This window comes from Streptomyces sp. ISL-99 (assembly GCF_018614005.1).
GTDB lineage: Bacteria > Actinomycetota > Actinomycetes > Streptomycetales > Streptomycetaceae > Streptomyces > Streptomyces flavidovirens.
In genome coordinates this window covers 127002-150620 of sequence record NZ_JAGGPC010000012.1, presented here as the reverse complement: position 1 = coordinate 150620, position 23619 = coordinate 127002, and the positions used below count along the sequence as shown (strand labels likewise).

At 67.5% G+C, this 23619-nt stretch carries 24 protein-coding genes and 5 pseudogenes; 11 read left to right on the top strand and 18 right to left on the bottom strand.

Annotated elements, in window-relative coordinates:
* Positions 1-14 precede the first annotated feature (14 nt).
* Together J7E91_RS07660 and J7E91_RS35770 are read left to right on the top strand one after the other, a co-directional pair.
* Positions 15-1244 (top strand): acyl-CoA dehydrogenase family protein, encoded by a 1230-nt coding sequence (locus J7E91_RS07660; protein ID WP_214900166.1) that lies wholly within the window; start codon positions 15-17, stop codon positions 1242-1244.
* Positions 1244-1357, top strand: a pseudogene (locus J7E91_RS35770) (nitroreductase family deazaflavin-dependent oxidoreductase); the annotation flags it as partial. The gene J7E91_RS07660 and the pseudogene J7E91_RS35770, both read left to right, overlap by 1 nt.
* A 351-nt stretch (positions 1358-1708) precedes the next feature.
* Here the strand turns inward: J7E91_RS35770 and J7E91_RS07650 are convergent.
* Positions 1709-2257: a hypothetical protein gene (locus J7E91_RS07650; protein ID WP_214900163.1), complete on the bottom strand. Its 549-nt coding sequence runs from the start codon at positions 2255-2257 to the stop codon at positions 1709-1711.
* Positions 2258-2610: 353 nt separating this feature from the next.
* Here J7E91_RS07650 and J7E91_RS36965 point away from each other — a divergent pair, with 353 nt between their 5' ends.
* The 3 genes and pseudogenes from J7E91_RS36965 to J7E91_RS37245 form a co-directional block, all read left to right on the top strand.
* The gene (locus tag J7E91_RS36965; RefSeq protein ID WP_308376163.1) at positions 2611-2871 is read left to right on the top strand and encodes a hypothetical protein; all 261 of its coding nucleotides are present in this window, start codon (positions 2611-2613) and stop codon (positions 2869-2871) included.
* 224 nt (positions 2872-3095) lie between these two features.
* Positions 3096-3293, top strand: a pseudogene (locus tag J7E91_RS35765) (oxidoreductase); the annotation flags it as partial.
* A 122-nt stretch (positions 3294-3415) separates the two neighbouring features.
* Positions 3416-3833: pseudogene (locus J7E91_RS37245) on the top strand (helix-turn-helix domain-containing protein); the annotation flags it as partial.
* A 136-nt stretch (positions 3834-3969) separates the two neighbouring features.
* Here J7E91_RS37245 and J7E91_RS07635 read toward each other — a convergent pair.
* The 5 genes from J7E91_RS07635 to J7E91_RS07615 form a co-directional block, all read right to left on the bottom strand.
* Positions 3970-5139 carry a hypothetical protein gene (locus J7E91_RS07635; RefSeq protein WP_214900158.1) on the bottom strand — a complete coding sequence of 390 codons (1170 nt, stop codon included), beginning with the start codon at positions 5137-5139 and terminating at the stop codon, positions 3970-3972.
* Between the two features lie 757 nt (positions 5140-5896).
* Positions 5897-6217: a hypothetical protein gene (locus tag J7E91_RS07630; protein WP_251015306.1), complete on the bottom strand. Its 321-nt coding sequence runs from the start codon at positions 6215-6217 to the stop codon at positions 5897-5899.
* Positions 6218-6376: 159 nt separating this feature from the next.
* Positions 6377-6805 carry a hypothetical protein gene (locus tag J7E91_RS07625; protein ID WP_214900157.1) on the bottom strand — a complete coding sequence of 143 codons (429 nt, stop codon included), beginning with the start codon at positions 6803-6805 and terminating at the stop codon, positions 6377-6379.
* A gap of 431 nt (positions 6806-7236) precedes the next feature.
* On the bottom strand, positions 7237-7545 hold the full coding sequence (locus J7E91_RS07620; protein WP_214900156.1) for a hypothetical protein: 309 nt from the start codon (positions 7543-7545) through the stop codon (positions 7237-7239).
* Positions 7546-7772: 227 nt separating this feature from the next.
* On the bottom strand, positions 7773-8120 hold the full coding sequence (locus J7E91_RS07615; RefSeq protein WP_214900155.1) for a helix-turn-helix transcriptional regulator: 348 nt from the start codon (positions 8118-8120) through the stop codon (positions 7773-7775).
* A 213-nt stretch (positions 8121-8333) separates the two neighbouring features.
* Between J7E91_RS07615 and J7E91_RS07610 the strand changes: the two genes are divergently transcribed.
* The gene (locus J7E91_RS07610; RefSeq protein ID WP_214900153.1) at positions 8334-9071 is read left to right on the top strand and encodes a hypothetical protein; all 738 of its coding nucleotides are present in this window, start codon (positions 8334-8336) and stop codon (positions 9069-9071) included.
* A 433-nt stretch (positions 9072-9504) separates the two neighbouring features.
* On the opposite strand, the gene J7E91_RS07605 is transcribed toward J7E91_RS07610, so the two are convergent.
* A complete protein-coding gene (locus tag J7E91_RS07605) occupies positions 9505-9987 on the bottom strand; it encodes a DUF3515 family protein (protein WP_251015342.1) in 483 nt (160 codons plus the stop codon).
* A gap of 24 nt (positions 9988-10011) precedes the next feature.
* Between J7E91_RS07605 and J7E91_RS35755 the strand changes: the two genes are divergently transcribed.
* Positions 10012-10533, top strand: coding sequence for an RICIN domain-containing protein (locus J7E91_RS35755; RefSeq protein WP_214900151.1), 522 nt, complete (start codon positions 10012-10014; stop codon positions 10531-10533).
* A gap of 312 nt (positions 10534-10845) precedes the next feature.
* Positions 10846-10941 (top strand): DUF6233 domain-containing protein, encoded by a 96-nt coding sequence (locus J7E91_RS37240; protein ID WP_374224650.1) that lies wholly within the window; start codon positions 10846-10848, stop codon positions 10939-10941.
* Here the strand turns inward: J7E91_RS37240 and J7E91_RS36685 are convergent.
* From J7E91_RS36685 to J7E91_RS07580, 4 genes and pseudogenes are all read right to left on the bottom strand, one after another.
* Positions 10917-11090: pseudogene (locus J7E91_RS36685) on the bottom strand (transposase); the annotation flags it as partial. The gene J7E91_RS37240 and the pseudogene J7E91_RS36685 overlap by 25 nt on opposite strands.
* A gap of 323 nt (positions 11091-11413) precedes the next feature.
* A complete protein-coding gene (locus J7E91_RS07590) occupies positions 11414-11848 on the bottom strand; it encodes a hypothetical protein (RefSeq protein ID WP_214900150.1) in 435 nt (144 codons plus the stop codon).
* A gap of 516 nt (positions 11849-12364) precedes the next feature.
* On the bottom strand, positions 12365-13129 hold the full coding sequence (locus tag J7E91_RS07585; protein WP_214900149.1) for a cytochrome c biogenesis CcdA family protein: 765 nt from the start codon (positions 13127-13129) through the stop codon (positions 12365-12367).
* Positions 13130-13133: 4 nt separating this feature from the next.
* A complete protein-coding gene (locus J7E91_RS07580) occupies positions 13134-13733 on the bottom strand; it encodes a TlpA disulfide reductase family protein (RefSeq protein WP_308376162.1) in 600 nt (199 codons plus the stop codon).
* A 741-nt stretch (positions 13734-14474) separates the two neighbouring features.
* Between J7E91_RS07580 and J7E91_RS07575 the strand changes: the two genes are divergently transcribed.
* Entirely contained in the window at positions 14475-14897 is a 423-nt protein-coding gene (locus J7E91_RS07575) for a nitroreductase family deazaflavin-dependent oxidoreductase (protein WP_214900435.1), read from the top strand.
* 134 nt (positions 14898-15031) lie between these two features.
* On the opposite strand, the gene J7E91_RS07570 is transcribed toward J7E91_RS07575, so the two are convergent.
* Complete coding sequence (locus J7E91_RS07570) at positions 15032-15679, bottom strand: TetR family transcriptional regulator (RefSeq protein ID WP_037647617.1); 648 nt, start codon at positions 15677-15679, stop codon at positions 15032-15034.
* Positions 15680-16024: 345 nt separating this feature from the next.
* Between J7E91_RS07570 and J7E91_RS07565 the strand changes: the two are divergent.
* Together J7E91_RS07565 and J7E91_RS07560 are read left to right on the top strand one after the other, a co-directional pair.
* Positions 16025-16822: pseudogene (locus tag J7E91_RS07565) on the top strand (VOC family protein); the annotation flags it as partial.
* Between the two features lie 481 nt (positions 16823-17303).
* The gene (locus tag J7E91_RS07560) at positions 17304-19847 is read left to right on the top strand and encodes a PQQ-binding-like beta-propeller repeat protein (protein WP_214900147.1); all 2544 of its coding nucleotides are present in this window, start codon (positions 17304-17306) and stop codon (positions 19845-19847) included.
* Between the two features lie 35 nt (positions 19848-19882).
* Here J7E91_RS07560 and J7E91_RS07555 read toward each other — a convergent pair whose 3' ends face one another.
* From J7E91_RS07555 to J7E91_RS07535, 6 genes are all read right to left on the bottom strand, one after another.
* Positions 19883-20521: a hypothetical protein gene (locus J7E91_RS07555; RefSeq protein WP_214900145.1), complete on the bottom strand. Its 639-nt coding sequence runs from the start codon at positions 20519-20521 to the stop codon at positions 19883-19885.
* 296 nt (positions 20522-20817) lie between these two features.
* Entirely contained in the window at positions 20818-20949 is a 132-nt protein-coding gene (locus J7E91_RS36680) for a hypothetical protein (RefSeq protein WP_285439038.1), read from the bottom strand.
* Positions 20950-20976: 27 nt separating this feature from the next.
* Complete coding sequence (locus J7E91_RS07550) at positions 20977-21171, bottom strand: hypothetical protein (protein ID WP_214900143.1); 195 nt, start codon at positions 21169-21171, stop codon at positions 20977-20979.
* Positions 21172-21190: 19 nt separating this feature from the next.
* Positions 21191-21982, bottom strand: a complete 792-nt coding sequence (locus J7E91_RS07545) for an enoyl-CoA hydratase/isomerase family protein (RefSeq protein WP_214900142.1) — start codon at positions 21980-21982, stop codon at positions 21191-21193.
* Entirely contained in the window at positions 21961-22461 is a 501-nt protein-coding gene (locus J7E91_RS07540) for a Zn-ribbon domain-containing OB-fold protein (protein ID WP_214900141.1), read from the bottom strand. Before J7E91_RS07540 ends, J7E91_RS07545 begins: the two co-directional genes overlap by 22 nt.
* A 3-nt stretch (positions 22462-22464) precedes the next feature.
* Positions 22465-23613: a lipid-transfer protein gene (locus J7E91_RS07535; RefSeq protein WP_214900140.1), complete on the bottom strand. Its 1149-nt coding sequence runs from the start codon at positions 23611-23613 to the stop codon at positions 22465-22467.
* Between the last annotated feature and the right edge of the window lie 6 nt (positions 23614-23619).

Genomic DNA, 23619 nt, shown 5'->3' with positions numbered 1-23619 from the left:
GGGGAGGGAGTTCCATGGACACCGCCTTCACCGTGGAGCAGGACGAGATCCGGCGCACGCTGCGCGAACTGCTGGCCAAGCGATGCGGTCCCGACGAGGTGAAGTCGGCCGTACGGACCACCGCCGGTTACGACGCCGACCTCTGGCGGCACCTCGCCGAACAGATCGGGCTGCCCGGCCTCGCCCTCCCCGCCGCCTACGGCGGAGTCGGCTGCGGGACCGTCGAACTCGCCCTCGCCTGCGAGGAAACGGGCCGCGCCCTGCTGCCGTCCCCACTGTTCGCCACGGCCGCGCTCGCCGCACCGCTGATCGCCGCACTGGGTACGGAAGCCCAGCGCGCCGCCCTGCTCCCACCCGTCGCCGACGGCACGCTGACCGCCACCCTCGCCGTCCCCGGCGCCAATCTCTCCGCCGCGCTCGCCCTCACCGGCGGCAACGCCGGCGGCGAGTGGGCGGGCGGCAGCCGGTCCGGCGGCGTACAGGCCCGGCGTACGGTGGCTGATGAACGAGACGGAACCTGGACCTTGTACGGGGAAGCCCCGCAGGTGCTCGACGGGCACAGCGCCGGCCTGCTGCTCGTCGCCGCCCACACCGGCGGCTTCGCCCGCAGCCGCACCCTGCTGTTCCTCGTACGGGCCGACGCTCCGGGGCTCGTCCGCGTACGGCAGACGGCCCTGGACGAGACCCGGCCCCAGGCGCGCATCCAATTGCGGGACACGGAAGGCGAGTTGCTCGGGGCCGATGACGCCGCCGACGTGCCGGGCGCGCTGGCGGAAGCCGGGCGTACCGCCGCTGTCGTGCTCGCCGCCGAGGCGGTCGGGGCCGCCTCGCAGGCCCTGGAGCGAACCGTCGATCACGTCAGGACACGTGAGCAGTTCGGGCGGGCCATCGGCTCCTTCCAGGCCGTCAAGCACCGGCTGGCCGACCTCTACGTACAGGTGCAGGCGGCGCGCTCGGCGGCGTACTACGCGGCCTGGGACCCGGCGACCGGGGGCCTCGCGCTCGCGCAGGCCGTCGAGGCGCTGCGTACGACCGCGGGGGAGGCCGTTCAGTTGCACGGCGGGACCGGCTTCACGTGGGAGCACGACGCGCACCTCTACTTCAAGCGGGCGGCGTCGGACGAGCTGCTGTTCGGCCCCGCCCACCGCCTGCGCGAGCGCGCGGCGCGGGTCGCGGGGCTCTTCGGCGGTACGGAGACGGAGGAGGAGGCGGTGGGAGTGGCGGAGCGAGGGGTGACGGCCTGATGCCGTCCGGAGTACACCTCATGCAGAAGGTGTCATCGACCCGCGCCTTCGCCAGGATCGCCCCGCACGTGATTCCCGCCATGGACCGCGCGGTCCACCGCCTGACCCGCGGGGCCGGCCGCGGGGCTGTGGGAGCAGCTTTCCGGCTGGCAGCAGGACCAGGTCGAGGCCGCCGCGAAGGCGGAGGTGAAGCGGCTGACGGCGAGCGCCGCCAGGTCCTCGAGGACCGGCTTCGCGAGCAGGCCGCGATCGAGGCGGAGGACTTTGAGTGTGGCGTCCACGAGTGCCTCCTACAACTCCAGTGGCTACGGTACGCCGCCCCGCCGGGCGGGCGGGACGCAACGCCACCTGGCAGCGCTTCGTCCCGCCGGAAGACTCCGACGGGACGAAGTGAGCAAAGCCCCGAATCCGCCAACACCATCCCGTAGGGAGCGGCGCCGTCCTCGAATCCTCGGTCGGCTGGGTCAGCGGTCGAAAACGATCTCGGTAGTGGTGACCGGTCCGGTGCTCTGCGACGCGGCCTTCTTCTTGTCGGGGTTGATGGCGTACTTGAAGGAGAAGCCCACCGTGGCCTTGCCGGGCTTACCAGCGACTTGGACCTTGAACACGCAGGTGCCGGAGAGGTTGTAGGTCTTCTTCTTCTTGTGCGGGTGCGCCTTGCTGCCCACCTTGGAGTGCCACTCGTAGCCGACCGGGATGGCGGCGTGGGTGTCGTGGTACTTGCCATTGAGGCCAATGGCCTTGCAATTCATCTTGCTGGTGGCGATGGCCTTCAGCTTCTTGTTGGTGATTTTGAACGACCAGGCCATCGGGTAGTACTTGGGGTACTTGCCCGTCAGCTTGACCTGGGCGTTGAGGATTCCGGCCTTCTGCTTCGCCTTGGGCGTCTTGTAGCTCTGCTTCTTCGGCGTGAAGACGGTCGTCTCCTGCGCCGTCGCCCCCGTCGGTGCGGCCTCCGCGGCACCGGCCACGCCGAGGGCCAGGGCCACGGCCGTTCCTGACACGACGGCCATGCGGCCGATCCTGTTCAGGCGTACGGTCATGGTTGGTGCGCCGGTCCCCCGCTGCGTCAGTTCTTTCTGCACGGCTTCCCCGTTTCGGAATTGAGTGAGCAATTGAGTGAGCACAGGCGGTGCCTGGGCATGCACAGCTCATCAAAGGGAGTGGATGTGGCGGTAGTGTCTTTAAGGGAGGTCTGAGTTCAACGTCAGCGGAGATGGGACCTGGCACCTTGACGATCTTGCCGATGTGTGCCGACAATGCGCATCGGAAATTTCACCAAATTCTGTCTGCAGGGGGAGCGATCAGCAGCCATCCGGTTCACGGCACCGTCCGATCGTGGGACGAAGAGTCCGGCTGGGGCGTATTGGCCTCACCTGAAGTACCAGGCGAGGTCTGGGCGCACTTCTCGGCCGTCCACACCACGGATCCGGGCGCGTTCGCGTCCCTGGAACCTGGCGAGGCCGTGCTCTTCACCTGGGAGGAAGCCGACCAGGACGGCTACTCCTATCGCGCGTTGCGGGTGCGCCGTCCCGGTGCCCCGGAGACCGACTGGGAGAGCGACGAGGACGAGAGCGATGGCAGCGACGCGATGTCCGACGTCCACATCGAACTCGACCCGGAGTGACCCCGTTTCCTGATTCGAGCGCGCCTGAGGGTACCTACTCGACGTGACTGTCACCCCGGCGAAGGCGGGCGAAGGCGTCCCGTTCCAGCCCCTCGTCCATACCCTCGCACCTTGGATCCCATCGGCGGTCTAGGCCGACGCACGGCCTGGCACTGGACGGACGACAGTCTCCGGTCGTCGGCCCACGGGACCGGGAAAAGGTCAGGATCTGACCCATACGACTCCAAGGCGCCGCCACCGGCCTGTGGACAGCCACGTCTCCACTCCTCGACGACCGCGGCGGGCTCTACCTCGAACACTGCGACGTCGCACGCGTCTCTGCCCCCGACGCGCCCATGGATGACGGCGGCGTCCGCGAGTACGCCATCGACCCCGGCGCGGCCGCACAGCTCTGGGGACTGTCCGTCACCGCGACCGGCGCACCCCGATCCCTCGATGAACCTGCGCTCGGCATGCGCCGAACTACGCGCCGACACGGTACGACAGCGGACCCGGACCAGCTCACCCCGCGATCCGCTGTCGCCGGAGGCGGAGGGGTCTAGGTATGTCGCACCGTGATGCACCTCTTACGGTCGAGGGCCGGCTTCGACTCATCGAACGCTGCCGCACCCGCCCGATCGCGCACGTCGCCGCCGAGATGGGAATCTCACGGGCGTGCGCCTCGAAGTGGGTCAACCGATGGCGGCGTCATGGTGACCTCGGCCTGCTCGACCGCCCCTCGCCCCCACCACAGCCCACATGCGACACCGGCGTGGGTGATCGAGAAGATCGAGTCCTAGCGGGGGCAGGAGAAGTGGTCCGCGCAGCGGATCACTCACGAGCTGGGTTACACGGTCAACGGCCGCACAGTCACGCGGCACTTGACCAAACTGGGACTGGGGCACCGCCGGTTACTCGATCCTTGCGGTGACAGTAATCGGGAGCCAGGAAAGATCACCGCTCGCTGGCCCGGCCGGCACATTTCTGCGGTGCGGCATGCTGGCTGAGGACCTGGCCGTCGAGCTCGCCTCGCTCCGGGCCCTATGCGACAGGGGTGGGTGCCAGGCGTACATGACGCCTGGCACCCACCCTTAGAGGGAACCTGTCGATAAGGTCAGGTCAGAACTTGCCGTAGGTGCCGGTCAGGTCGGCCTCGGGGCAGGTTATTGAACCGACCAGGCACGAGGCGCTGGCGTACTTGCGGGTGTACACGTTGGTGACCTTGCCGCCGTCGTAGATGTAGATGTGGTGGTTGGGCATCAGGCGGTGCTTGCCGGAGCGGATCGTGTAGTTCCCGCTCTTGGTCAGGTTGATGGTGAAAGCCCCGTTGATGGCTCCCTTGACGCTGCCCAGGCCCTTGCAGAAGGGGTTCGTGGCGTGCAGGGACATCCGCACGTCTACGTAGTTGCCGCCGGAACCCAGCTTCTTGGCCGACATGTGCTTGGTGGTGGCAGTCTTGGTAGCGACCTTCCTGCCGGTCTTCTTCACGTAGACGTTGGTGGGGTTGATGTCCTTATTGCCCGCCACCTTCTTGGACTTCCATGTGACCGTCGCGTGCAGCGCAGTGCGGTACTTGCTCGACTTCCAGTCGAACTTGGAACGTCCGTCGCCGCCGAACTGGAAGTTCTTGCCGTAGTCACAGCCCCCGACGGGAGCGTTGACCTTCTTCTGCGGGATGAAGGTGATCCAGGACAGGGTGGATGTCTTGGCAACGCCTGCGGCGGATGCACGGGAAACCGCTTCATCGCGCAGTGCCGTCAGTGATCCGGAGGCGGGGACGGACACCTTTATTCCCCACAGCCGCGCCTGCGGGTTTCCGCCCTCCGGCAGCACCGGTGCGACCTGGTAGTGGTAGTCGGCGCCCGGTGACACGTTTGTGTCGCGGAAGGATGTGACCCCCGCGTCGAGGCGCGCGACCTCCTTGCCTCCGCGGATGACCACGTAGCGGGCGTCCTTTGCGTACCCCTTCCACGACAGGTCCACGAACGACTTGCCGGCAGCAGCGGTGATCCCTTCGCGGGCCGAGGAACGGTCGACAACAGCCGTCTCTCCCGAAGCCGCCCGCATGACGCTGAACCCCTGTGCTGCCAGCGTCTTGCCCTCAGCGCTATTCGCGCCGACGCCTGACACGTCCTTCAGGTTGCTGGAGGACAGGGCGGATATGGAGAACGCCGAGGGGCTTGGCTGCGGGTCCTGGTCGGGGGCGGCAGACGCGTGGAACCCGGTCGCAATAAGTGTGAGCGGGGCCAACGACAGCGCTGCCACCTTGGCGGAACGAGAAAGCTGCATAGATCTTCCCTTTCATCCTCTTCGATGCCACTGCTGATCTGAGGGAGCGGGAGTCCCCCTTCTCCCTGCCAGGCCTCTGCAGGCAGCGCCACCCCCGGCGCAGACCGGTGACGACCGCTCCCGGCCGGAGCTCTCTTCGTCTGGTGAAGGTCGCAAGACGCGGAGATTCGGGCCGCAACGGTTTTTGCCGGAGTTGCCTGTTGGTCTGCTGGGCCGGACTGGAAACTGGCCATGGCTGCACCAGGCGCCGCTGATTCATCTGCAGAGCGCTGGCCTGTGGAGGGCAAGGACCGGCGAGCGACGCTTGATCCATCAGGGCCCTCAAGCGGGCGCTCGCACCTGTCTTCACTTCTGGCAGGAGATGTATCAACGACCCTAAGAAGGAGGGGGATTGTGGCGTAAGTGTCTCCTGGGGCAGTGCCCTGGTGGGCAGTGCCCAAAGGGACACCTTATTTACGTGCCCATGACATTTTCTGGTTTATGCGAGGGTCTGCCCCCGCTTTGGCGGGCCCTGCTGGGACACAGGGGCTCCGAGGAAGGGAATGCCGAGTACGGAGGCGCCTCTAGTGGCTCCCCAGAGCCTCACGAACGGAGACCCGGAGCGTGCGCATATCGGCTGAAGGGGAATCCGCCAGGCAAACAGGCAAGGCGAAGAGACCGGCTCAGGAGGGATCAGACCGGCTGTCGGCTGGCCACGGAAGCGAGAACGAAGGGCCCGCCGAGGCCCAGCGGAGTGTCCCGAAGGCGCTGAGCCTCGTCAGGCGCCCAGGGCAGCGGCGAGAAAGATCGGGTACAGCACGCTCAGAGATCCGGTCGTGAGACCGATGGCGCACAGGCCTCGGTTCAGCCTGCGTGCTAGGCCGAGGAACGCGAAGGTGACGGCGAGGCTGCCGAACAGAAACGGGATCGCGATCCCGATAAACCCCGCGAACACTGCGGCGATCAGAGCAACGGTTCCAAGGACGAGTGAGACAGGCCCGTAGAGGGTGGCGGGGCTGTCTGCGGATCCGGTGGCCATGTCTGGTTCCTCGCTGTTGGGTGTCGGCGTCATCGACACGCAGGTCTGAGAATCCTGCATGCCCCATCATGGCACTTTTCCGGCGAGCTCCCGGATCTGGCACCTCACGTAGGGGCACCTATGAGATCAAGGTCACGCATAGGCATGCTGCTGCTATCTTCCCGGGCGTTTCCGTCGCCGGCGGACGCCTCGAGGCCCAGTCGACCGGAGTGGCTGCCATTACCGAATACAGCACCACTGCCAACGGCAACGCCGCTGCGCCCCAGGCCGTCGCCGAACCGGTTCGAGACAGCCGTTCGGGACCTCACTCAAGATCATGAATCGAGCCATGAAGCTTCCCCGAGGCCTGCACGCGCCTGACAGCCGCACCTGCAGAAGGACTGCTTCAGGCAGCCGATACTTAGCCGACGAGGTCCGCTTGTCCTCCTTCAAGATCAGGTCAACGATGCTCCGCAGGTCTTCCTCGGACACTGCGCTGCGGATCATCCCTGCGATCTTCCCGGAGCGGTCGACGAACAGGCTGAAGGGGAGCACCTGGGCGTTCACGACACCGCGGGGCAGTTTGAGGAACTGCTTGCCGGCCGGGTCGTGCAGGCTCGGATAGGACAACTTGTAATCGCGCTGAAACGCCACACCCAGTACCTGCACTCCCTGATCCTTGAATTTTCCGCTGGGTGCGGTCCAGAGCGGGAGATTCGAGGCGGCAGGGGCCACACCAGGAAGCCCATGCGTTCACGATGACAATCTTGCCCCCGGTAATCAGACAAGCGGGTGAGCTCCCCGTCCAAAGACTTGGCGGAGAAGTCGGGAGCCTCAGGCTGTTCGGCGGCGGGGATGCGGTTGAACAGCGGCTGTTCCTTCAGCGGCTGTTCTGTTGGAAGGGTATCGGGGGAGGGCGCCCGGCCAGAGCAAGGGCGGTCACAGCCGCCCACAGGGCGCCGCGAAAAATCATCTTCATGATCGTCTAGTATCCCAGCGCTTCTGCGGCGGGCCGGAGTCGGATACCTGCCCTCACCGTCAACCGGGCCCTCCACCGGCGGCGCCCGCCGAGCACACGGCACGACGGGCACCTGAGATGCTTACTGGATTCTGCCAAAGGCCTTCTTGTTCTTCAGCTTGTAGTTGAAGACGACGTAGTAGTCGCCCTTCCCATACTTCTTCCAGTCGGCCATCCAGGACGCGCCGTTGTCCTTCCCCTTGATCGTCTGGATCAGCGGATCCTTGCCCTTGACGCGCTTGTAGGCCTTCGCCGTGAAAGCGGTCCGGCCGTTGCCATAGATCCCGAAGTGCAGGAAGTGCTTGCCCTTCTTGACGCTGTGCGCCTTGGTGATCTGGGTCTTACCCGTGGTCTTCCACGTGCTCTGCCACGCGAAGGCCTCACCGGACATCCCCAGGGTGACCGCTGCCGCCAGGGCCGTGCACGCTTCCCACGTGCAATTCTCAACTATTCCACTGTGAAGGCTGTTGCCAGGATGCCTCAGGTGCACATGCGCATCTGAGGGCGCGCCCGCTGGGAAACCTGAGAGCGAGGTGCACCCGACAGGCAGTGTCCACACAGGGCACCTTCCGGGAGGCCGCGCCCGGCCCCGGGTCAGGAGACGGGCGCGACCCGAACTTACGCGGCAAACGCATTCCGGATGCCAGGCGGCAGCGCGGAGTGCCGGCATGGGCAGGATGAATCGACGCAGAGCGCGCCGTGGGCGAGCACGGACAGCACTGCAACCTGCAGCCGAGTCTCCTGCCCGAGTTTCTCCACTATGCGAGCGATATGCGCCTTCACTGTCCGCTCCGCTATGCCAAGCTCACGCGCCAGCTGCCGATTGCCCAACCCCGTACCCAGCAGGAGAAGGACTTCCTTCTCCCGGCCCGTCAGCTCCTTGAGCCTCCCGATCCCACTCGCCGGAGTGATTCCGGTTCGCCGGTAGGCGCAAGCCACATCTGCCGCATCGGACCGTTTGGACATGCTGGTCCTTCCTGATGCCGCTGTTCCCAGCAGAGCCCCGTGCCCTGGGTGCGGCGGCGATCACGACCCAACCTATCCCGCACCACTGACAGGGGCACGCCGAAATCGCGGGGTCCCTCAAGGGCAGTGCCCCAAGAGACAATTTCGGCCAACCCGGCGTGCTCGTAGTGTCGTTCTGCGCAGTCGCGAACACCGCAACCACCGGGAGACACCATGCACAGCCGCATACTCACGCGCCGCCTCGCAGCCTCCGCCGTCGCCGGCACCGCCGCTCTCGCGGTCCTTGCCCCGACCGCGTCCGCCATGGAAGCCAACGCCCACCGCCCCCACGACACCCAGACCGTCGCTCAGGCCGAGGCGAAGCCGGCCGCCCGGCTCACCGTCAAGAGCTACACCACCTACCTCAAGCAGCAGAAGACGTCCGAAGCCAAGAAGACCCTCAACGCGTTCACCAAGCTCCCGGCCGGCAAGCAGGCCAAGTTCGTCAAGTACCTCCAGAACCGGGACATCTGCAAGGCCCTCATCGACCAGGCCAAGGGCAACCTCGACCGCAAGCTCAGGGTCGTCGACCCCTACAACGCTGACGTCAAGTTCGTCACCGAGGTCACCGCCAAGACCCTCAAGGGCAAGAGCACCAAGCAGATCTCCTTCACCGTGACCGAGACGATCTTCGGAATCCCGGTCACCAGCGAGACGCTCAGCCTGCGCTACCAGGTCTTCAAGGGCAAGGTCACCGGCACTCCGAACGCCAACAGCGAGATCAAGAACGTCAACGCCGCCATCGCCCTCCACAAAAGCAAGGTCCGCCGCACCGGCCACACCGGCGTGGCCACCGCCTCCACGGTCTGGAAGGCCGTCCCCCGAGTGAAGTCCTTCGGCAAGGGCGTGGACAAGGTCCAGGAGATCACCGCCGACGCCCGCACCTGGAAGGCCAAGCTCGCTAACCGCTGATCCGCCACCTGTCGCATGGATGGCGAACGGTCATCTGCGGAGGAGATGCTCGACCCTTCGTCAGCTCGGTGACTGCTTGAACTGCTCCGCGGGGTGGGGCCGGGACCGAGAGCCAGCCACATCCCAGCGCCCGGTCTGAGAGCCCGTCGACAGACATCCCTGAGGCGCTTTCAGGCGCGCAATCTCCTGGTCATACGACGACCTTGCCGGTCTTCTCTTGCGCGCGCCGTTGCCGGGTGCCTTTTCTCGCTTGCGGAAACGCCGATGCTCCGACATGAGACGCAAGTTCAGGACCACTTGCGGGAGGCGTCGCTCCAGCCCTTCGCGATCGATTGGTGGGCCACTGCCCTTTAGGCCGTCGCGGGCACGGCACCCTCGCACCTAAGTTCGAACATCAACAGTGCGGGCTTGGTGCCCGCGCAAGAGGTGGAGGTCACACGTCATCAGCGTTCAGGCATTTCGTGTACTTCTTGATCGGCTCAACCAGCTTGGACAGGTCGACCAGGACAGTGTCGATGGCGGTGACCTCGTCGGAGACCACGGCTTCCACAGCCGGCGTGCGGCCGTACGTGATGATCACTTTCTTGCCATCTTCGGAACGGCCTTCGCGGAAGACCCAGTCCACGCCGTTGACGGTAGCGCACGGATCGACGGTCGGGGCAGGCGGCGTGAGTCCGCATCGCAGCACGACCGCGTTGTCGCCCCACACCGCGACTCCAGGGCGTCCGGCGAAGCTCAGCTTCTGCCCGGCGAGGCGGTCGGGGTAGCGGGTAGCGGCCTGCTCGCACTCAGGCCGCTCTGCTCGCGGGGCTGACGCGATGCCGTATCCAGGCGCACTTATATGCCGCGCCACCAGCAAACCAACCAATAGGGCACCGATCGCCGTCGCGACAACAGCGATCCGCGTCCGGGACATACGCACCACAGAAGGGAACCTCTCGTGAAGAAGACAGCCCGTACGCTCGTTCTGGCCGCATCGGCCACCGCGATCCTCGGTGGCGGAGTAACTCCGGCCGTAGCCGCGGAGACAGGGACTACCGGAAGCTACACCAACGTCCGCCTGGCCAAGGTGTGGGGGACTCCTCCCGGCAAGGACGTGTGCATCTCCAACGATGGCAAGAAGAACAGTGGTGCCGTTCTGGTAATTCGGCGGTGTGGTAGCGGCGCGGAGCAGCGCTGGACACTGAAGGGCGACAGCAGGGGTCTCTACACGATCAAGAACAAGAAGTCCGCCAAGTGCATGGGCGTGACTTCCAAGGCGTCGGGCACACAGGTCAAGCAATACGGCTGCAGCTCTTCGTCTACGAAGCAGCGGTGGGCGCTGCAGGGCAGCAAGATCATCAATAAGTGGTCGGGAAAGGCCCTCACCGCCGAGACCAGTAGCAGCGGCAGGAAGCTGACCATCACCAAGTACAACGAGAGCAACAGCAAGCGCATCAAGCAGGAGTGGGGTCTGAAGTAGGCCCGAAGACGTCATAGGCTCCGGCGTGCTTGCTGCGAGCCTGCCACCCGCAAGCCCGCGCTGATACGTTCGGCCCGGCCCGGCCCGGCCCGCCCCGCAAGGCGGAGCCGGGCCGGTCGTTCTTTGCGCCGGAACCACGCTGACGAGGCCGAACAGAAGGCGACACAACCCAGCCGCCCTGGTGGTGACGCTAGATCATGAGGTCTCCTGTCAGGTGACCAAGCTTGATCACCCGGCATCAGGACCTGACCGTACAGCAGGGCGTCCCCATGCGCGCGCCCCCGTAGCTGCTGCGTTCACGCGATCGACCGGGTGCAGGCGCTGCGGGCGCTCGCCGACCGCATTACCCCGTGTCCGGTGTGCAATCCCGACCGGGACCTCGGCTGGCAGCCGGTCCGGCTCTGGTAGAGGATCGCGTTCACGATCTCCCGCATCGGGTAGGCGCCCTGGTGGCCGCTCACCGAGCGATGCCGGTCCTTCCACGCCGTGATCACCGGCTCGATCAACGACCACTGCTCGTCCGATAAGTCGCTCGGGTACGGCTTGCGTTCACTCACCCCGCCACCCCAACAGACCACCGGCTGCCGACCAGCGGATTCCGCCCGCACCCACACCATCAGACGACAGAATCACTCAAAGGCTCGTGAAACGCCCTCTCGGAGTGGTGCAGGCGGGTAGCGGGGCACATGGCACACGGGCCTCGCCAGTACCTGAGCACGCGTCAGGCCCCGACCGCTGCGAGAGTGCAGGTGGTGGGGGCCTGATATGCGTGACACCGGTGCTTTTCCCACGCCAACCGCAAACGATTGGCCGTTTCAGTCTACGATCCGCCTGAGTGGATTAGGTTCAGCACACGATTTCGCAGGTAGTGTTCCTGTCGCTACGCCGCAACAGTCATCGTGTCGGAGCACACCTGTCCACCGCTACCACCCATGCAGACCCAAAAGCGGTACTTCTTGCCCTCGGGCAGGTTTCCGGACTTACTGACTGTGTGCGGGGCATTGTGCCCGTAAGTGCTCGCTTCGCGCACAGGGCTGGTGCCCAGATAGGCAGCGAAGCCGTAGCCGTCCGGGCTGGGGTCTACCGCCTCGAGACGGTCACCATTGGCGTGCCAGTATCCTGAGCCGACAACCTTGTTACCGCTGTACCCGATTATGCTGTACATTCCGCCACCCAGGTTATTGTAGTAGAACTTGGCATTCGGCGGAGCGCTAGCTGCGGCGGCAGTGCCTGCACCTACCGTCATAGTGCCCCCCACCACAATGGCAGCAGTCGTAAGCACAGTTGCGGCACGCTTGCGCATGGAGATGCTCATTTTTCCCCCTGGTTTGTCACTTGCTGGTCGTTCAAGATCATAGCTGAACTCGAATGCGAGTGCGAGTCATTTTCGGACAACATCAGGTCAGTTCGATTGATCTGTTCTCTTCGCAAGGGGCGGTGCCACGAGAGGGAAGTGTCCGTCTGGTTCGCAGCAGCGCTTAGAGACTGAGATGGAGGGCTCTGGCGGAGTGTTGACGATATGGCAGTCTGATACTGCCCAGGGTCCGGCGAATGCAGCGCCACCGCGGTACGCATAACGAGCCGCCTGATAAGGCCGCCCTGACGGCCTTCCTTGTGCCGGTGTCCCGCCCCGGAGGAGGCCTGTTCAAAGTTTTGGGCCGCAGCGCCAGCCCGTCTGCGTAGATCGGATGCGGCCAAGCATCGGCGCATGCTGCTCCGTTGCAACCGTCGTCCAAAGCCCGGTCGGCGGACAAGGCTGGTAATTGCTGTCTGTGCCCAGCTCAGGCTCGCCCACCCGCAGACCGCTACATTCGCACGAGTTGGTCCACGGTCAGATTCCTACGGCGAAGCCCTGCGACCAGACCTGCATGTACTGGACCATGCTGCCCCAGACCCCGGTGAGCAACAGCAGACCAGTCAGGATCATCATGCCCCCTCCGATCCGCATCACCCACTCGTATCGCTGCTTAATCCAAGCGAACGCCCCGAGCGCCTTACGGAACGCCATCGCCGTCAAGACGAAGGGCACTCCGAGTCCTAGACAGTACGCCCCTGTCAGCAGCGCCCCGCGGCCGGCGCTGGCCTCGTTCGCTGCCAGGAACGTCACCGAGGAGAGCGTGGGGCCGAGGCAAGGTGTCCAGCCAATACCGAACAGAGCACCGAGTATTGGAGCCCCCATGAGGCCTGACACAGGTCGCTTGTGAATGCGAATCTCACGCTGCGTCAGCCACGGCATGAACCCCATGAAGAACACGCCCAGCAGGACCATCAGCACACCGAGGACCCTGGTCAGGATTTCCTGGTGTCCTTGAAGCGTGGAGCCAAAATACCCGAATAGCGCTCCCCCGGAGACGAAAACGGCGGTGAAACCAACTACAAAGAGGGAGGCGCCGACCATCATCCGACCGCGGCGAGCGTGTGCCAGGTCGGTGCCAGCTATCCCGGTTACGTATGAAAGATAACCCGGAACGAGAGGTAGAACGCACGGCGAGAAGAAGGACACAAGGCCAGCGAGAACGGAGATGGGCAAGGCGAGGGAGAGTGCTCCGCTAATCACCGTTTCGTTCTGCCCGAAGACTGAGGCAAGGACTTCCACCGCGTCACTTCTCCGTAATCAGCGGGTCGATCATCTTGCGCAGATCGCCGCCACTGAGCGGCCGTAGCGCGCGGGCCGCAATCCTCCCGTCCCGGTCAAGGGCTATCGTCGAGGGGATGGCTTGCGGGTTGAGGCTACCCTTAGGAAATCCGTTCAAGACTAGTTTTCCAATCGGGTCATACAGGCTGTCGTATTCTACGCCGTAGTCTTTCTCAAACGCGATGGCTGGTTCTCTGCTGTGGTCGCGGGTGTTAATCCCGACGAATACGGCTCCCTTGGCCTTGGTGTCCTTGGCGACTTTTGCGAAACTCGGAGCCTCGGCGCGGCAGGGGGGACACCACGAGCCCCAGACGTTTATCACCACGACTTTCCCTTTAAAGTCGGCGATATCAAGTTGCTTGCCGTCGAGAGTCTCGCCCTTGAGTTCGTTAGGGAGCTGCCGCTCACGCTTGGGAACAGGGGAGAGATCGCCTGCGACGGACCTCATCCGATCGCCGCCCTCGGACTTCGCGCCTTCTCCGTCACCGCAGGAGGCAAGGGAAAGCACTCCTGCGGTGACCAGCGTGGTCAGCAGGGCAACTTGGGGTGTACGGCTAAGACTCACGTGAAAAGCTTCGCATGGCCCACGCCTCGAGATCCCACCGCCCCTGGGTTCTCGAGGGACCGTTCCTCAAGGAGGTTGGCTTTGGCCGCTATCACATGGCAACGGGCATGACAGAAAGCCAACACCACAGGTCCCTCTGAGCATGGACCACAGCGACTTCGGCTGTCTCAGGTGGGAGTCCGGGCCCGGGCTGTGGCGTTCGATGCTGTGGGGGGCAGAGCATAGTTGCGTGGAAGTTCCGAACTGCCCTGCGGACCCGGGCTGGAGTGAGTCGGTCGCGTGAGGCTGATGTCAGGTGTTCTGGTGCCCCGCCCCCTACTGGATTTCGGTCTGGAGTCAGCCAGCAGGGGCACCGCCGTTCGCCTACAGGGCGGGTTCGCAGTGGACTTCGGTGGTTGGGCACTTCTCAGCAAGAATGAGCAGCTCCGCCTGTTCCTGTGGATCGACGGCCAGGTTCCAGCGGAGCTTGGTTGCGGTGCATTCTGCGGCGTACTGGCAGTGGACTTCGCCGGTGGACGGATCCACGTGCCCGGGTCCTGATCGGCTTTCCTGGGGCGTGTCCAGCTCCAGCAGCTCGACCAGACCAGGCGCTCGCTGCCCGCCGGCCCCGCGCCGCCTCCGGACTGGGTGATCCAGCTCGGCATCGGCGAGGGAAGACCGCCCCCATGCGGTGGTCATCCTGCCCTAACAGCGGGGGGTGCACCGGCAGTTGCTGTGGGGACGGGCAGGGTTGGCAAGGTGATGCTGAGCGCCCAGATGCTGCCGGGTGTGATCCTCACGGCGAAGGGGGCCAGGAGCGGCCTGCCCCGCACGACGCCCCTGGCGTGCATGCCGGAGTCGAGCGGCGGTGGGGGTGGTGGCGCTGGTAGCGGTGGCGGTGGCTGTGGTGGCGGTTGCCGGGAGTGCCGCAGCTGGATTGTGATCGGCAGCAACTTCGGCCGGCCCGGGCATCCCGCCTGGACGGCCAACCTCATGAAGCACCCGGACGCCCGTATCAGCTGGCGTGGCCGGGACATCGAGGTCGGGGCGCGGTTGCTGGAGGGCGTCGAGCGGGAGGCGGTGTGGCAGGCGGTGCTGAAGTTCTGGCCGCCGTACGCGACGTACCAGGCGAGGGTGGAGCGGGAGATCCGGCTCTTCCGGTTGGAGGAGCGGCGAAGCCGCTGAAAGTGCCGCAGCGGCGGACCGGCCCGGGGGCCGCCGCTGCGTAGACAGGACTGGGGCACTGGCTCCGGAGGGGCGCGGGTCGAGGGCCTGCGTCGTGGCCTGCGTTGCGGCCCGCTTCGTCGGCTGCTCGGTGGCTACTTCGTCGGCTTCTTGCCGGTGATGCCCAGGTGCACCAACAGGGCGAGGTTGGGCCGCAGTTCGCTCTGCTTCACACCCCAGGTCTGGAAGCCCTTCTGGTGCGAGGCGACCGCAGCGAGCATCGCGACGAGCGAACCGGCCATGGCGGCGGGGCTGATGTCCTTGTCGACCTTGCCCTTGGACTGGAGCTCTTTCACCGTGTCCGTAAGGGAGTTGGTGACCGAGTTCAGGATCTTCATGCGGATCTTGTAGAACCGCTTGTCGCCCTCCGCGGCGCCGAGGTCGACGACCCGGAGGATGGCGTCGTTTTTGCGCCAGAAGTCGAGGAAGCCCTCGACGAGTTCTTCGGAGGTCGCCCAGCCCGCCTTGCCGACCCAGGAGCGGCCGGAGACGAGTTCGGTCAACCCGGCACCCTCCTTGGCCATTTCTTCCGCGATTTCGAGGACAGCGCCCTCCACATCAGGGAAGTACTGGTAGAACGTCGCGGGTGAAGTCCCCGCCTTCCGGGCCACATCGATGACTTTGACGTCGCGGTAGGGCGAGGAGCTGAGCATCTCGCTGAGGCAGTCGAGCAGCTTCTGCCGCGTCGCCTGACCGCGTCGTCCGGCCACGCGGCCGTCGACGGTGCGTACTTGTCCTGTCATGCCGTCAGCTTACCGAGGGGTGATCGGAGCGCGATTCGGCCGACTGCAAATGGGGAACCGGCCAGCCGCCCCGGCCCGCCACTCGACCGTCGCCGGGCTGCCAGTCGCCTGCCAGTCGCCCGTCGGTGGCCCGCTGACCGCCTCCAGCCACCCCTGACCCGAATAGTCTTATCAACAGCCTGTGGACAACTTTGGTGGTCAACCCATGTGTGCCATGGCGTGATGCCCCGATAGTGGGCCACTTGTTCGATTTTCTCCCCTGCGTGAGGTGCGGCGGCCCGTTAACTTTGGATGTGACGGGCGCCACACATCGTTCTGCCCTGCGTGACGGAAGGACCCGGGCCCATGGCCGTATATGCGGAAGGCATCCCGTGCTGGGTCGATGTGACGCTGGACGACGTCGAAGCGGGCAAGCGTTTCTACGGTGGGCTCTTCGGCTGGACATTTGAGGACCCCGGCATCGACGAGCGGGCAAAAACGGGCTGGTCGGGCAGGGCAGGGCAGGCCGCGTTCGTCAATGCCCTCAGCGGCGGCAAGAAGGTCGCCGCCCTCGCCCCCAAGCGGGACGGGCGGATGCCCACCGCCTGGGGTGTCTACTTCGCCACCGACGACGCGGCGGCGCTCGCCCGGAGGATCCGGGAGGCGGGCGGCCAGATGGTGACGGACCCGCTGCCCGTATCTCCGCTCGGCACGATGGCTGTGGCCGCCGACCCGGGCGGCGCGGTCTTCGGGCTCTGGCAGGCGGGCAGCCATGCCGGTTTCGAGAAGCGGGACCAGTCGGGCTCCTTCTGCTGGACCGAGGTCTACGCGCGCGACAAGGGCCGGACCGATCCCTTCTACGAGACCGTCTTCGGCTTCCAGGGCGTCGACCTCGACGAAGAGGGCGAGGACTTCAGGACGTGGTCCCCGGCGGGCGCCGATCCCGGCCCCGACACGGCCATCGGTGGCCGCAGTCTCATGGGCGACGCCTTCCCGGTCGAGATGCCGGACCACTTCATGATCTATTTCGTGGTCGAAGACTGCGACGGGGCGGCGTCAAAGGCCGTCGAGCTCGGCGGGCGCGTCCAGGCGCAGCCGTTCGACACGCCGTACGGCCGGGTCGCGGTGCTCACCGACAATCAGGGGGCCACTTTCGCCGTACTGGCGGAACTGGCGGAACTGGCTGAGCCGACTGAGGCGGCTGGACCGGCTGAGGCGGCTGGACCGGCTGAGGCGGCGGCCCCGGCTGAAGAGGCTGGACCTGCCGAGTCGGCCGAACAGGCTGCCCCTGCCGAACGCGCTGAGCCTTCGGAACCTTCCGAACCAGCCGGCCCCGCCGAACCTGCCGAGTCGGCCGAACCGTCCGAATCTGCGAAGCCCGCAAGCCTGGCCGAAAGTGACGAGGTCGACGAACGCCTCGGACCTGACGGGCCCCGGAAAAACGAGACGTAGCAGACCATCACCGACATTTTTCTCCCGCGCGCCCTGTCCGAATCCGGGTGAGACACCCCGGTCCGCCCCCGGGTTCGCCACCACCGCCTCAGACAGGAAGAATCAGGGTTGCGCACCGCTGGGTGGTGCCCAGTGGTGAGACGCTTCACGGGGCTGTGTTTGCGGCCTCGTACGGGGAGGTGGCAGGCAAGTTATGGAGCAGCTGACGCAGCATGACCCGCGGCGGATCGGCCCGTTCGAGGTACTGGCCCGGCTTGGGGCCGGCGGCATGGGGCTGGTCTATCTCGCGCGGTCGGCGTCCGGCCGGCGCGTGGCGATCAAGACGGTAAGGACCGAGCTCGCCGAGGACCAGCTGTTCCGCGTCCGCTTCACGCGCGAGGTGGAGGCGGCGCGGGCCGTCAGCGGCTTCTACACGGCCGCCGTCGTGGACGCCGATCCGCGGGCGGCGGTGCCGTGGCTGGCCACGGCGTACGTACCCGCGCCCTCCCTCGAAGAAATAGTGAATGAATGCGGGCCGATGCCGGCCCAGGCGGTGCGCTGGCTGGCGGCGGGTATCGCCGAGGCGCTCCAGTCCATCCACGGGGCGGGCCTGGTCCACCGCGACCTCAAGCCGTCGAACGTCCTGGTGGTGGAGGACGGACCGCGCGTCATCGACTTCGGCATCGCCTCCGGCGTCTCCAACACGCGGCTGACCATGACCAACGTCGCCGTCGGTACGCCCGCCTACATGTCACCCGAGCAGGCGCGCGACTCGCGCAGCGTGACGGGTGCCAGCGACATCTTCTCGCTCGGCTCGACGCTGGTCTTCGCGGCGACCGGGCACGCCCCGTTCCACGGCGTGAACCCGGTCGAGACGGTCTTCATGCTGCTGCGCGAGGGCCCGGACGTCGAGGGTCTGCCCGACGAGCTGCGCCCGCTGATCGAGTCGTGCATGCAGATGGAAGCGGTACGGCGGCCCAGCCCGGCCGACCTCCAGGCGCAGCTCTCGCCGCACCTCTTCGCCTCCGGCGAGGACGACAGCGGTACGGCGTCCGCGTGGCTGCCCGCAAGGGCGACCGCGATGATCGAACAGCGGCGGGGCGGGCGTCCCGCACTGCCGAGCGCGCCGAGTACGCCGCCGTCCCGGGCGCACTCCACACCGCCGAGACCGCCGGGCCCGCCGCCGTTCGCCCCGGTGGCGTCCCGGTCCGAGGCGCCGGCTTCGGCCTCCGCTCCCGCCGCTGCGTCGTACGTGGACGGGCGCGCGCCGCAGGGCGCGCACGCCGGCCCCGCGGCGCAAGAGGCGCAGGGGCCGCACGGTGCCCAGGGTGCGCATGCCGCTGCCCACGCCCCCCACGCCCCGCAGCATGCCGCTGTACGGCTGCCCGGCTCCAAAGTGCCGATCGGCCCGGGCCCCCGCGCGGCCGACGGCCGCGCCGGGGCGGGTCCCGCGCCGGGCGAGCACGCCACGGGCTGGATCAGGCCCCCGGCCGGGGTGACCGCCTCCCCGAACCGTGCGGACGCCGCCACCGGCGTCGTACCTCCGCCCGTTTCCGCCCCGCCGCCCCCGGCCATTTTGCCGCCCGCGCAGTCGGCCGACGGCGCGGGGCCTTCCGGGGGATGGCGGCCGTGGCGGTTCCGCATGTCCAACGACGTGTGGGGCACACCGGCCGTCGCGGGCGACCTGGTCTACGTCACCTCCTTCGAGGTGCACGCCCTCGATGTGGCGAGCGGCCGGCGAAAGTTCAAGACGCGGGACGTCGCCTGGGCGATGGCGGTCGCGGGCGGCCGTATCCACGCCTCCGACGGCCCGACGCTGTACGCCCTCGACGCCGCCGACGGCCAGGAGCGGTGGCGGCTCCAGACCGACGCGTGGGTGTACTCCCTCAAGGCCGACCGCGGCACGGTGGTGACCGGCACGCGTGGCGGCGGCGTCCAGGCCTGGGAGGCGTCCAACGGCCAGAAGCTGTGGGAACTCACCGGCGCCCAGAGTGACTTCGAGACCCCGGAGGCGGGTCCCGCCGTACACGACGACACGGTGTACGTGTGGCAGGACGCGAGGCTGCGCGCCCTTGACTCCCGTACCGGCATCGAGCGCTGGTCGTACCCGATCGGCGACGCGGCGTCCTGCGGCGGAGTCCCGCTGCGGCTGACGTCGGCGCCGGACGGCTATGTGTACGTCGCCGCCGGCCCGCGCGTCCTCGCCATCGAGGCCCTCAGCGGCCATGTGCGGTGGCACTTCGAGGCCCCCGCGGTCTTCCTCAGCCCGCCCGCCTTCGCGCCGGGTCCGGCGGTCACGGGCGGTGGCGTCTACCTGGCCGACTACCTCGGCACGGTGTACGCCCTGGACGCCTCCACCGGCAAGGACCGGTGGCGTATCGCCACGGAGTCCCGCCAGTCCATCGAGCCGGTGCTGGTCGCGGCGGGCAACATCCATGTGGGCAGCGGCAGCGCGCTCTACACCCTGGACGCGGTGACCGGCACCCCGAAGTGGCGCTTCGCGGCGGGCGGCGACGTCATCGGCGCGCCCGTGGTCTCCGACGGCCGCGTCCACTTCGGTTCGGCCGACCACTGCCTCTACACGCTGGACGCGAGCGGCGGCCAGCTGCGCTGGAAGCTCGCGACCGGCGGTGAGATCACCGGGTCACCGGTGGCACGGGGTGGTGTGGTGTACGCGTGCAGCAAGGACCGGTGCGTGTACGCGCTGGACGCGGTGAAGGGCACGGCGACGGGCCGGGCGTCGGGGACGCGCGCCTGAGGCGGGGTGGCCGGCGGTAGGGGCGACCGCTGCCGCTACCGGTAGCGGTGATCCGGCGGGGGTGGCCGGTCGTCGGGTCCACCCGGTCCGCCCGGTCCGCCGGGTCCGCCGCGCCCCGGACGCCAGGGGAAGGGCTGCTCGGCCCCTTCCTCCGGTGCGCGCTCGTGCGGCGGGTAGTCGCGGTCGTAGCCGTGCTCGTGTTCGTAGTCGTGCTCGGGCTCGCGGCGCCGGTGTTTGTCGCCGTCCACGCGCCGACGCCGTTGCCCGCGTCCGAGCATCACGGCAGCGGCCAGCAGGAGGAGTACGCCGCCGCCGAACGCGAGCGCGACGCCGATGTCCAGGCCGGTGCCCTCACTGTCGACCGTGAGGCCGCCTCGCGCCTGGCCGACGCGGACCATCCACAGCACGGTGAAGCCGAGCACGACGACCCCGGCGAGGACGACCATCAGCCGGGACCGCAGCAGCAGCCCGGCCAGGGTCAGCAGGGCGGCGAAGGCGAACGGCAGCAGGATCGATCCTGCGATCCCGGCCTCACTGTCCGTAATGCCGCCGAACAGGTCGCCGATGCGGTAGTCGCGCCCGAGACGACCGTCGTACCAGGTACGGAAGGGGCTGAGCACGGCGGCCGTCGCTCCGACGAGAGCGAGGATCCAGCCGAGGACGCTGCGGAACATCGCCGCCTCCTTTTGGTGGCTCTCGGTGACGACGCTACGCCCACGCGGCGGCGGCTGCCAGTCGCGGGACGGGTCGCCGCAAGCGCACCGGCGCCCCGCCGACACGCGTTTGCAGGCGCGTCCGGCGCCCCACTAGGGTGACGTGCGCGCGTCAATCAAGAGCGCCGTAGCAGCAGCGGCGGTTCGAGCTACGACGACGGCTACACGTCGGGCGGCTACACCAGCGGCGACACCACGACCGGCAGCAGCACCACCAGTGGCAGCACGAGCAGCACCGGCAGCAGCACGACCAGTGGTTACACCACCGGCTCGTCCACCACCACGGGATCGACCTCCGGCAGCCGCGGCAACACGAACATCACGGACGTACGGATCGACTCCTGCCTGTACGACCCCTCCCGCGGCATCGTCGCCGCTGTCAGCGCCACCAACAGCAGCTCGTCGGAGAACTACACCTACACCTTCACGGTCAGGTTCACCGACCCGAGCGGTGCGACCATCGCGACGCGCCACCCCAGCACGTCCATGGTGCTCGCGGGCCAGACCGACAGGCTCGATGTCGCCACCCCGTACGTCGCCCAGGCGGGCGAGACCTCCGGCGGCAAGTGCACGCTCAGCAACGTGCGGCGCATCTCCGGCTGACGCGGCACGCCTAGGTCCTGTCCGGTCCTAGCGCGTACGGAATCCGGACCGGCGGGCGGTGAAGAGTTCCGCCTGCCGGTCCGACGGCAGATTGCCGAGCGCCACCAGGTGCGGCGCCTGCGCGAGAGCCTGACCGCGCGCCCCCTCCGTCGCCGCCCACACCGCCCGCACCGTGCCCTGCACAGCCTCCGTCGGGTACGACGCGATCACCTCGGCCGCGCGCACGGCCGCCGCCACTTCCTCCCCGCTCGGGACGACTTCCGACACCAGCCCCGTCTCGTACGCGCGCCGCGCGGACACCCGTTCGCCCGTCCCCATCAGCGCCATCCGGGCGACCTCCCCGAACGGCATCCGCTGCGCCATGTGGATCGTCTCGTACGCGCTGACCATCCCGTACGTCGTGTGCGGATCGAAGAAGGCCGCGTCCTCGGCGGCGACGATGAACTCGGCCTCCCCCAGCAGATAGAACGCCCCGCCGCACGCCATCCCCCGCACCGCCGCGATCACCGGCTTCCACAGGTCGTTCGCCTTCGGCCCGATGGAGAGGAGCGGATCGTCGATGGAGTACGGCGACGGGGGCTGAGGGACGTCCACCCCCCGGTCGATTCCGCTGCAGAAGGCCGTGCCTCCCGCTCCGGTGAGCACGACGGCCCGTACGCTCTCGTCGAACCGGAACTCGCGCCAAATCGCTCCCAGTTGACGGGCGGCGGCCAGGTCAATGGCGTTGTGCCGCTCCGGCCGGTCGAGAGTGACGACCGCGACGCCCGTGTCCTTGTCCCGCTCGACGCGGACGCCGCTCACGACCGTTCCAGCAGCCACTGAGGTACCGTCACGCCGCTCGCACCCGCGCCCTTCGTGAACGCGACCTGCACTTTCGCGCCGATGCGCAGCCGCGCCGGATCGACGGAGTCGAGTGCGGCGCCGGGCTCGGCGACCACATTTCCCACGAGCCGGATGTGCGTGGCGTCGGCCAGTTCCACGACGACCGCGTTGTACGGGGCCTGGGCGGCGTACGCGGGCAGAAGTGGCGGATGAGGCATGACGTACGACCAGATCCTTCCCCTGCCGCTCATCCGCCGCCATTCGCTCTCGAACGACTGGCAGTGCGGGCAGCAGGGCCGGGGCGGAAAGCGCAGCTCGCCGCAGCCGTTGGCGGCGCAGGCCTGGACGCGGAGCTCGCCCTGGGCGGCGTACTCCCAGAAGGGGGCGCCGTCGTCGTCGACAACGGGAACCAGCAGGCTGTCACGGTCACGGTCACGGTAACTGTCACTGTCGCTCTCACTGCGACTGTCGCGCATCTCTCAACTCCTCAGCAGCAGGGCCGACGTCGGGACACCCTCGCCCGCCGTGACCAGGCAGGTGGCGGCGTCCGGTACCTGGGCGGTGCTGGTGCCGCGCAGTTGCTTGACGCCTTCGGTGATGAGGTTGAAGCCATGGACGTACGCCTCGCTGAGCCCGCCACCCCCGGTGTTGATCGGCAGCCGCCCGCCGCTCTCCAGGGCGCCGCCTTCGGTGAACGCCGCTCCTTCTCCCCGCCCGCAGAAGCCGTAGCCCTCCAGGGACAGCGGAATCAGCGGTGTGAAGGCGTCGTAGATCTGGGCGACGTCGACATCGTCCGGGCCGAAGTCGGCCTGCTTCCAGAGCTGGCGGGCGGCGGTCCAGGCCGGGCCGGTGAGGGGGTCGTCGTTCCAGTAGTTGACCATGCCGTGGTGCTGGGCGGGCAGGCCCTGGGCGGCGGAGTGGACGTACACGGGCTTCTGCCGGCAGTCGCGGGCGCGCTCGGCGCTGACGATCACGCACGCCAGTGCCCCGTCCGTCTCCAGGCAGTTGTCGAAGAGGCAGAGCGGCTCGCTGATCCAGCGCGAGTTCATGTACATGTCGCGGGTCAGGGGTCGTTCGTACATGATCGCGGCCGGGTTCTGATTCGCCCGGTTCCGGCAGGCCAGGGCGACGTTGAAGAGGTGGTCGCGGGTGGCGCCGTACTCGTGCATGTACCGGCGGGCGAGCATGCCGATCTCGTCGGCGGGGCGCAGGAGGCCGAAGGGGCGGGTCCACTGGGCGGGCGTGGGGAGCTGCGCGGTGGTGTTCCTCCAGGGCCGCGGCCCCGACCCGCGCTTGCGCGAGCGCCACGCGACGCCGACGCTCGCCTGGCCGGTGGCGATGGCGGCGGCGAGGTGGGCGACGGTGGCGCAGGACCCGCCGCCGCCGAACCCGACCTTGGAGAAGAAGGTGATGTCGCCGGCGCCGATGGACTTCGCCACCTCGACTTCGTCGGTCTCCTCCATGGTGTACGAGGCGAGTCCGTCGACCTCGGACGGGGCGATACCCGCGTCGTCGAGGGCGGCGAGGACGGCGCGGCAGGCCAAGGTCTTCTCGGATTCGGGGAGTTGCTTGGCGAAGGGGGTCTGTCCCGTACCGACTATCGCTGTCGCGTCCTTGAGCGTCGCCACGTCGGG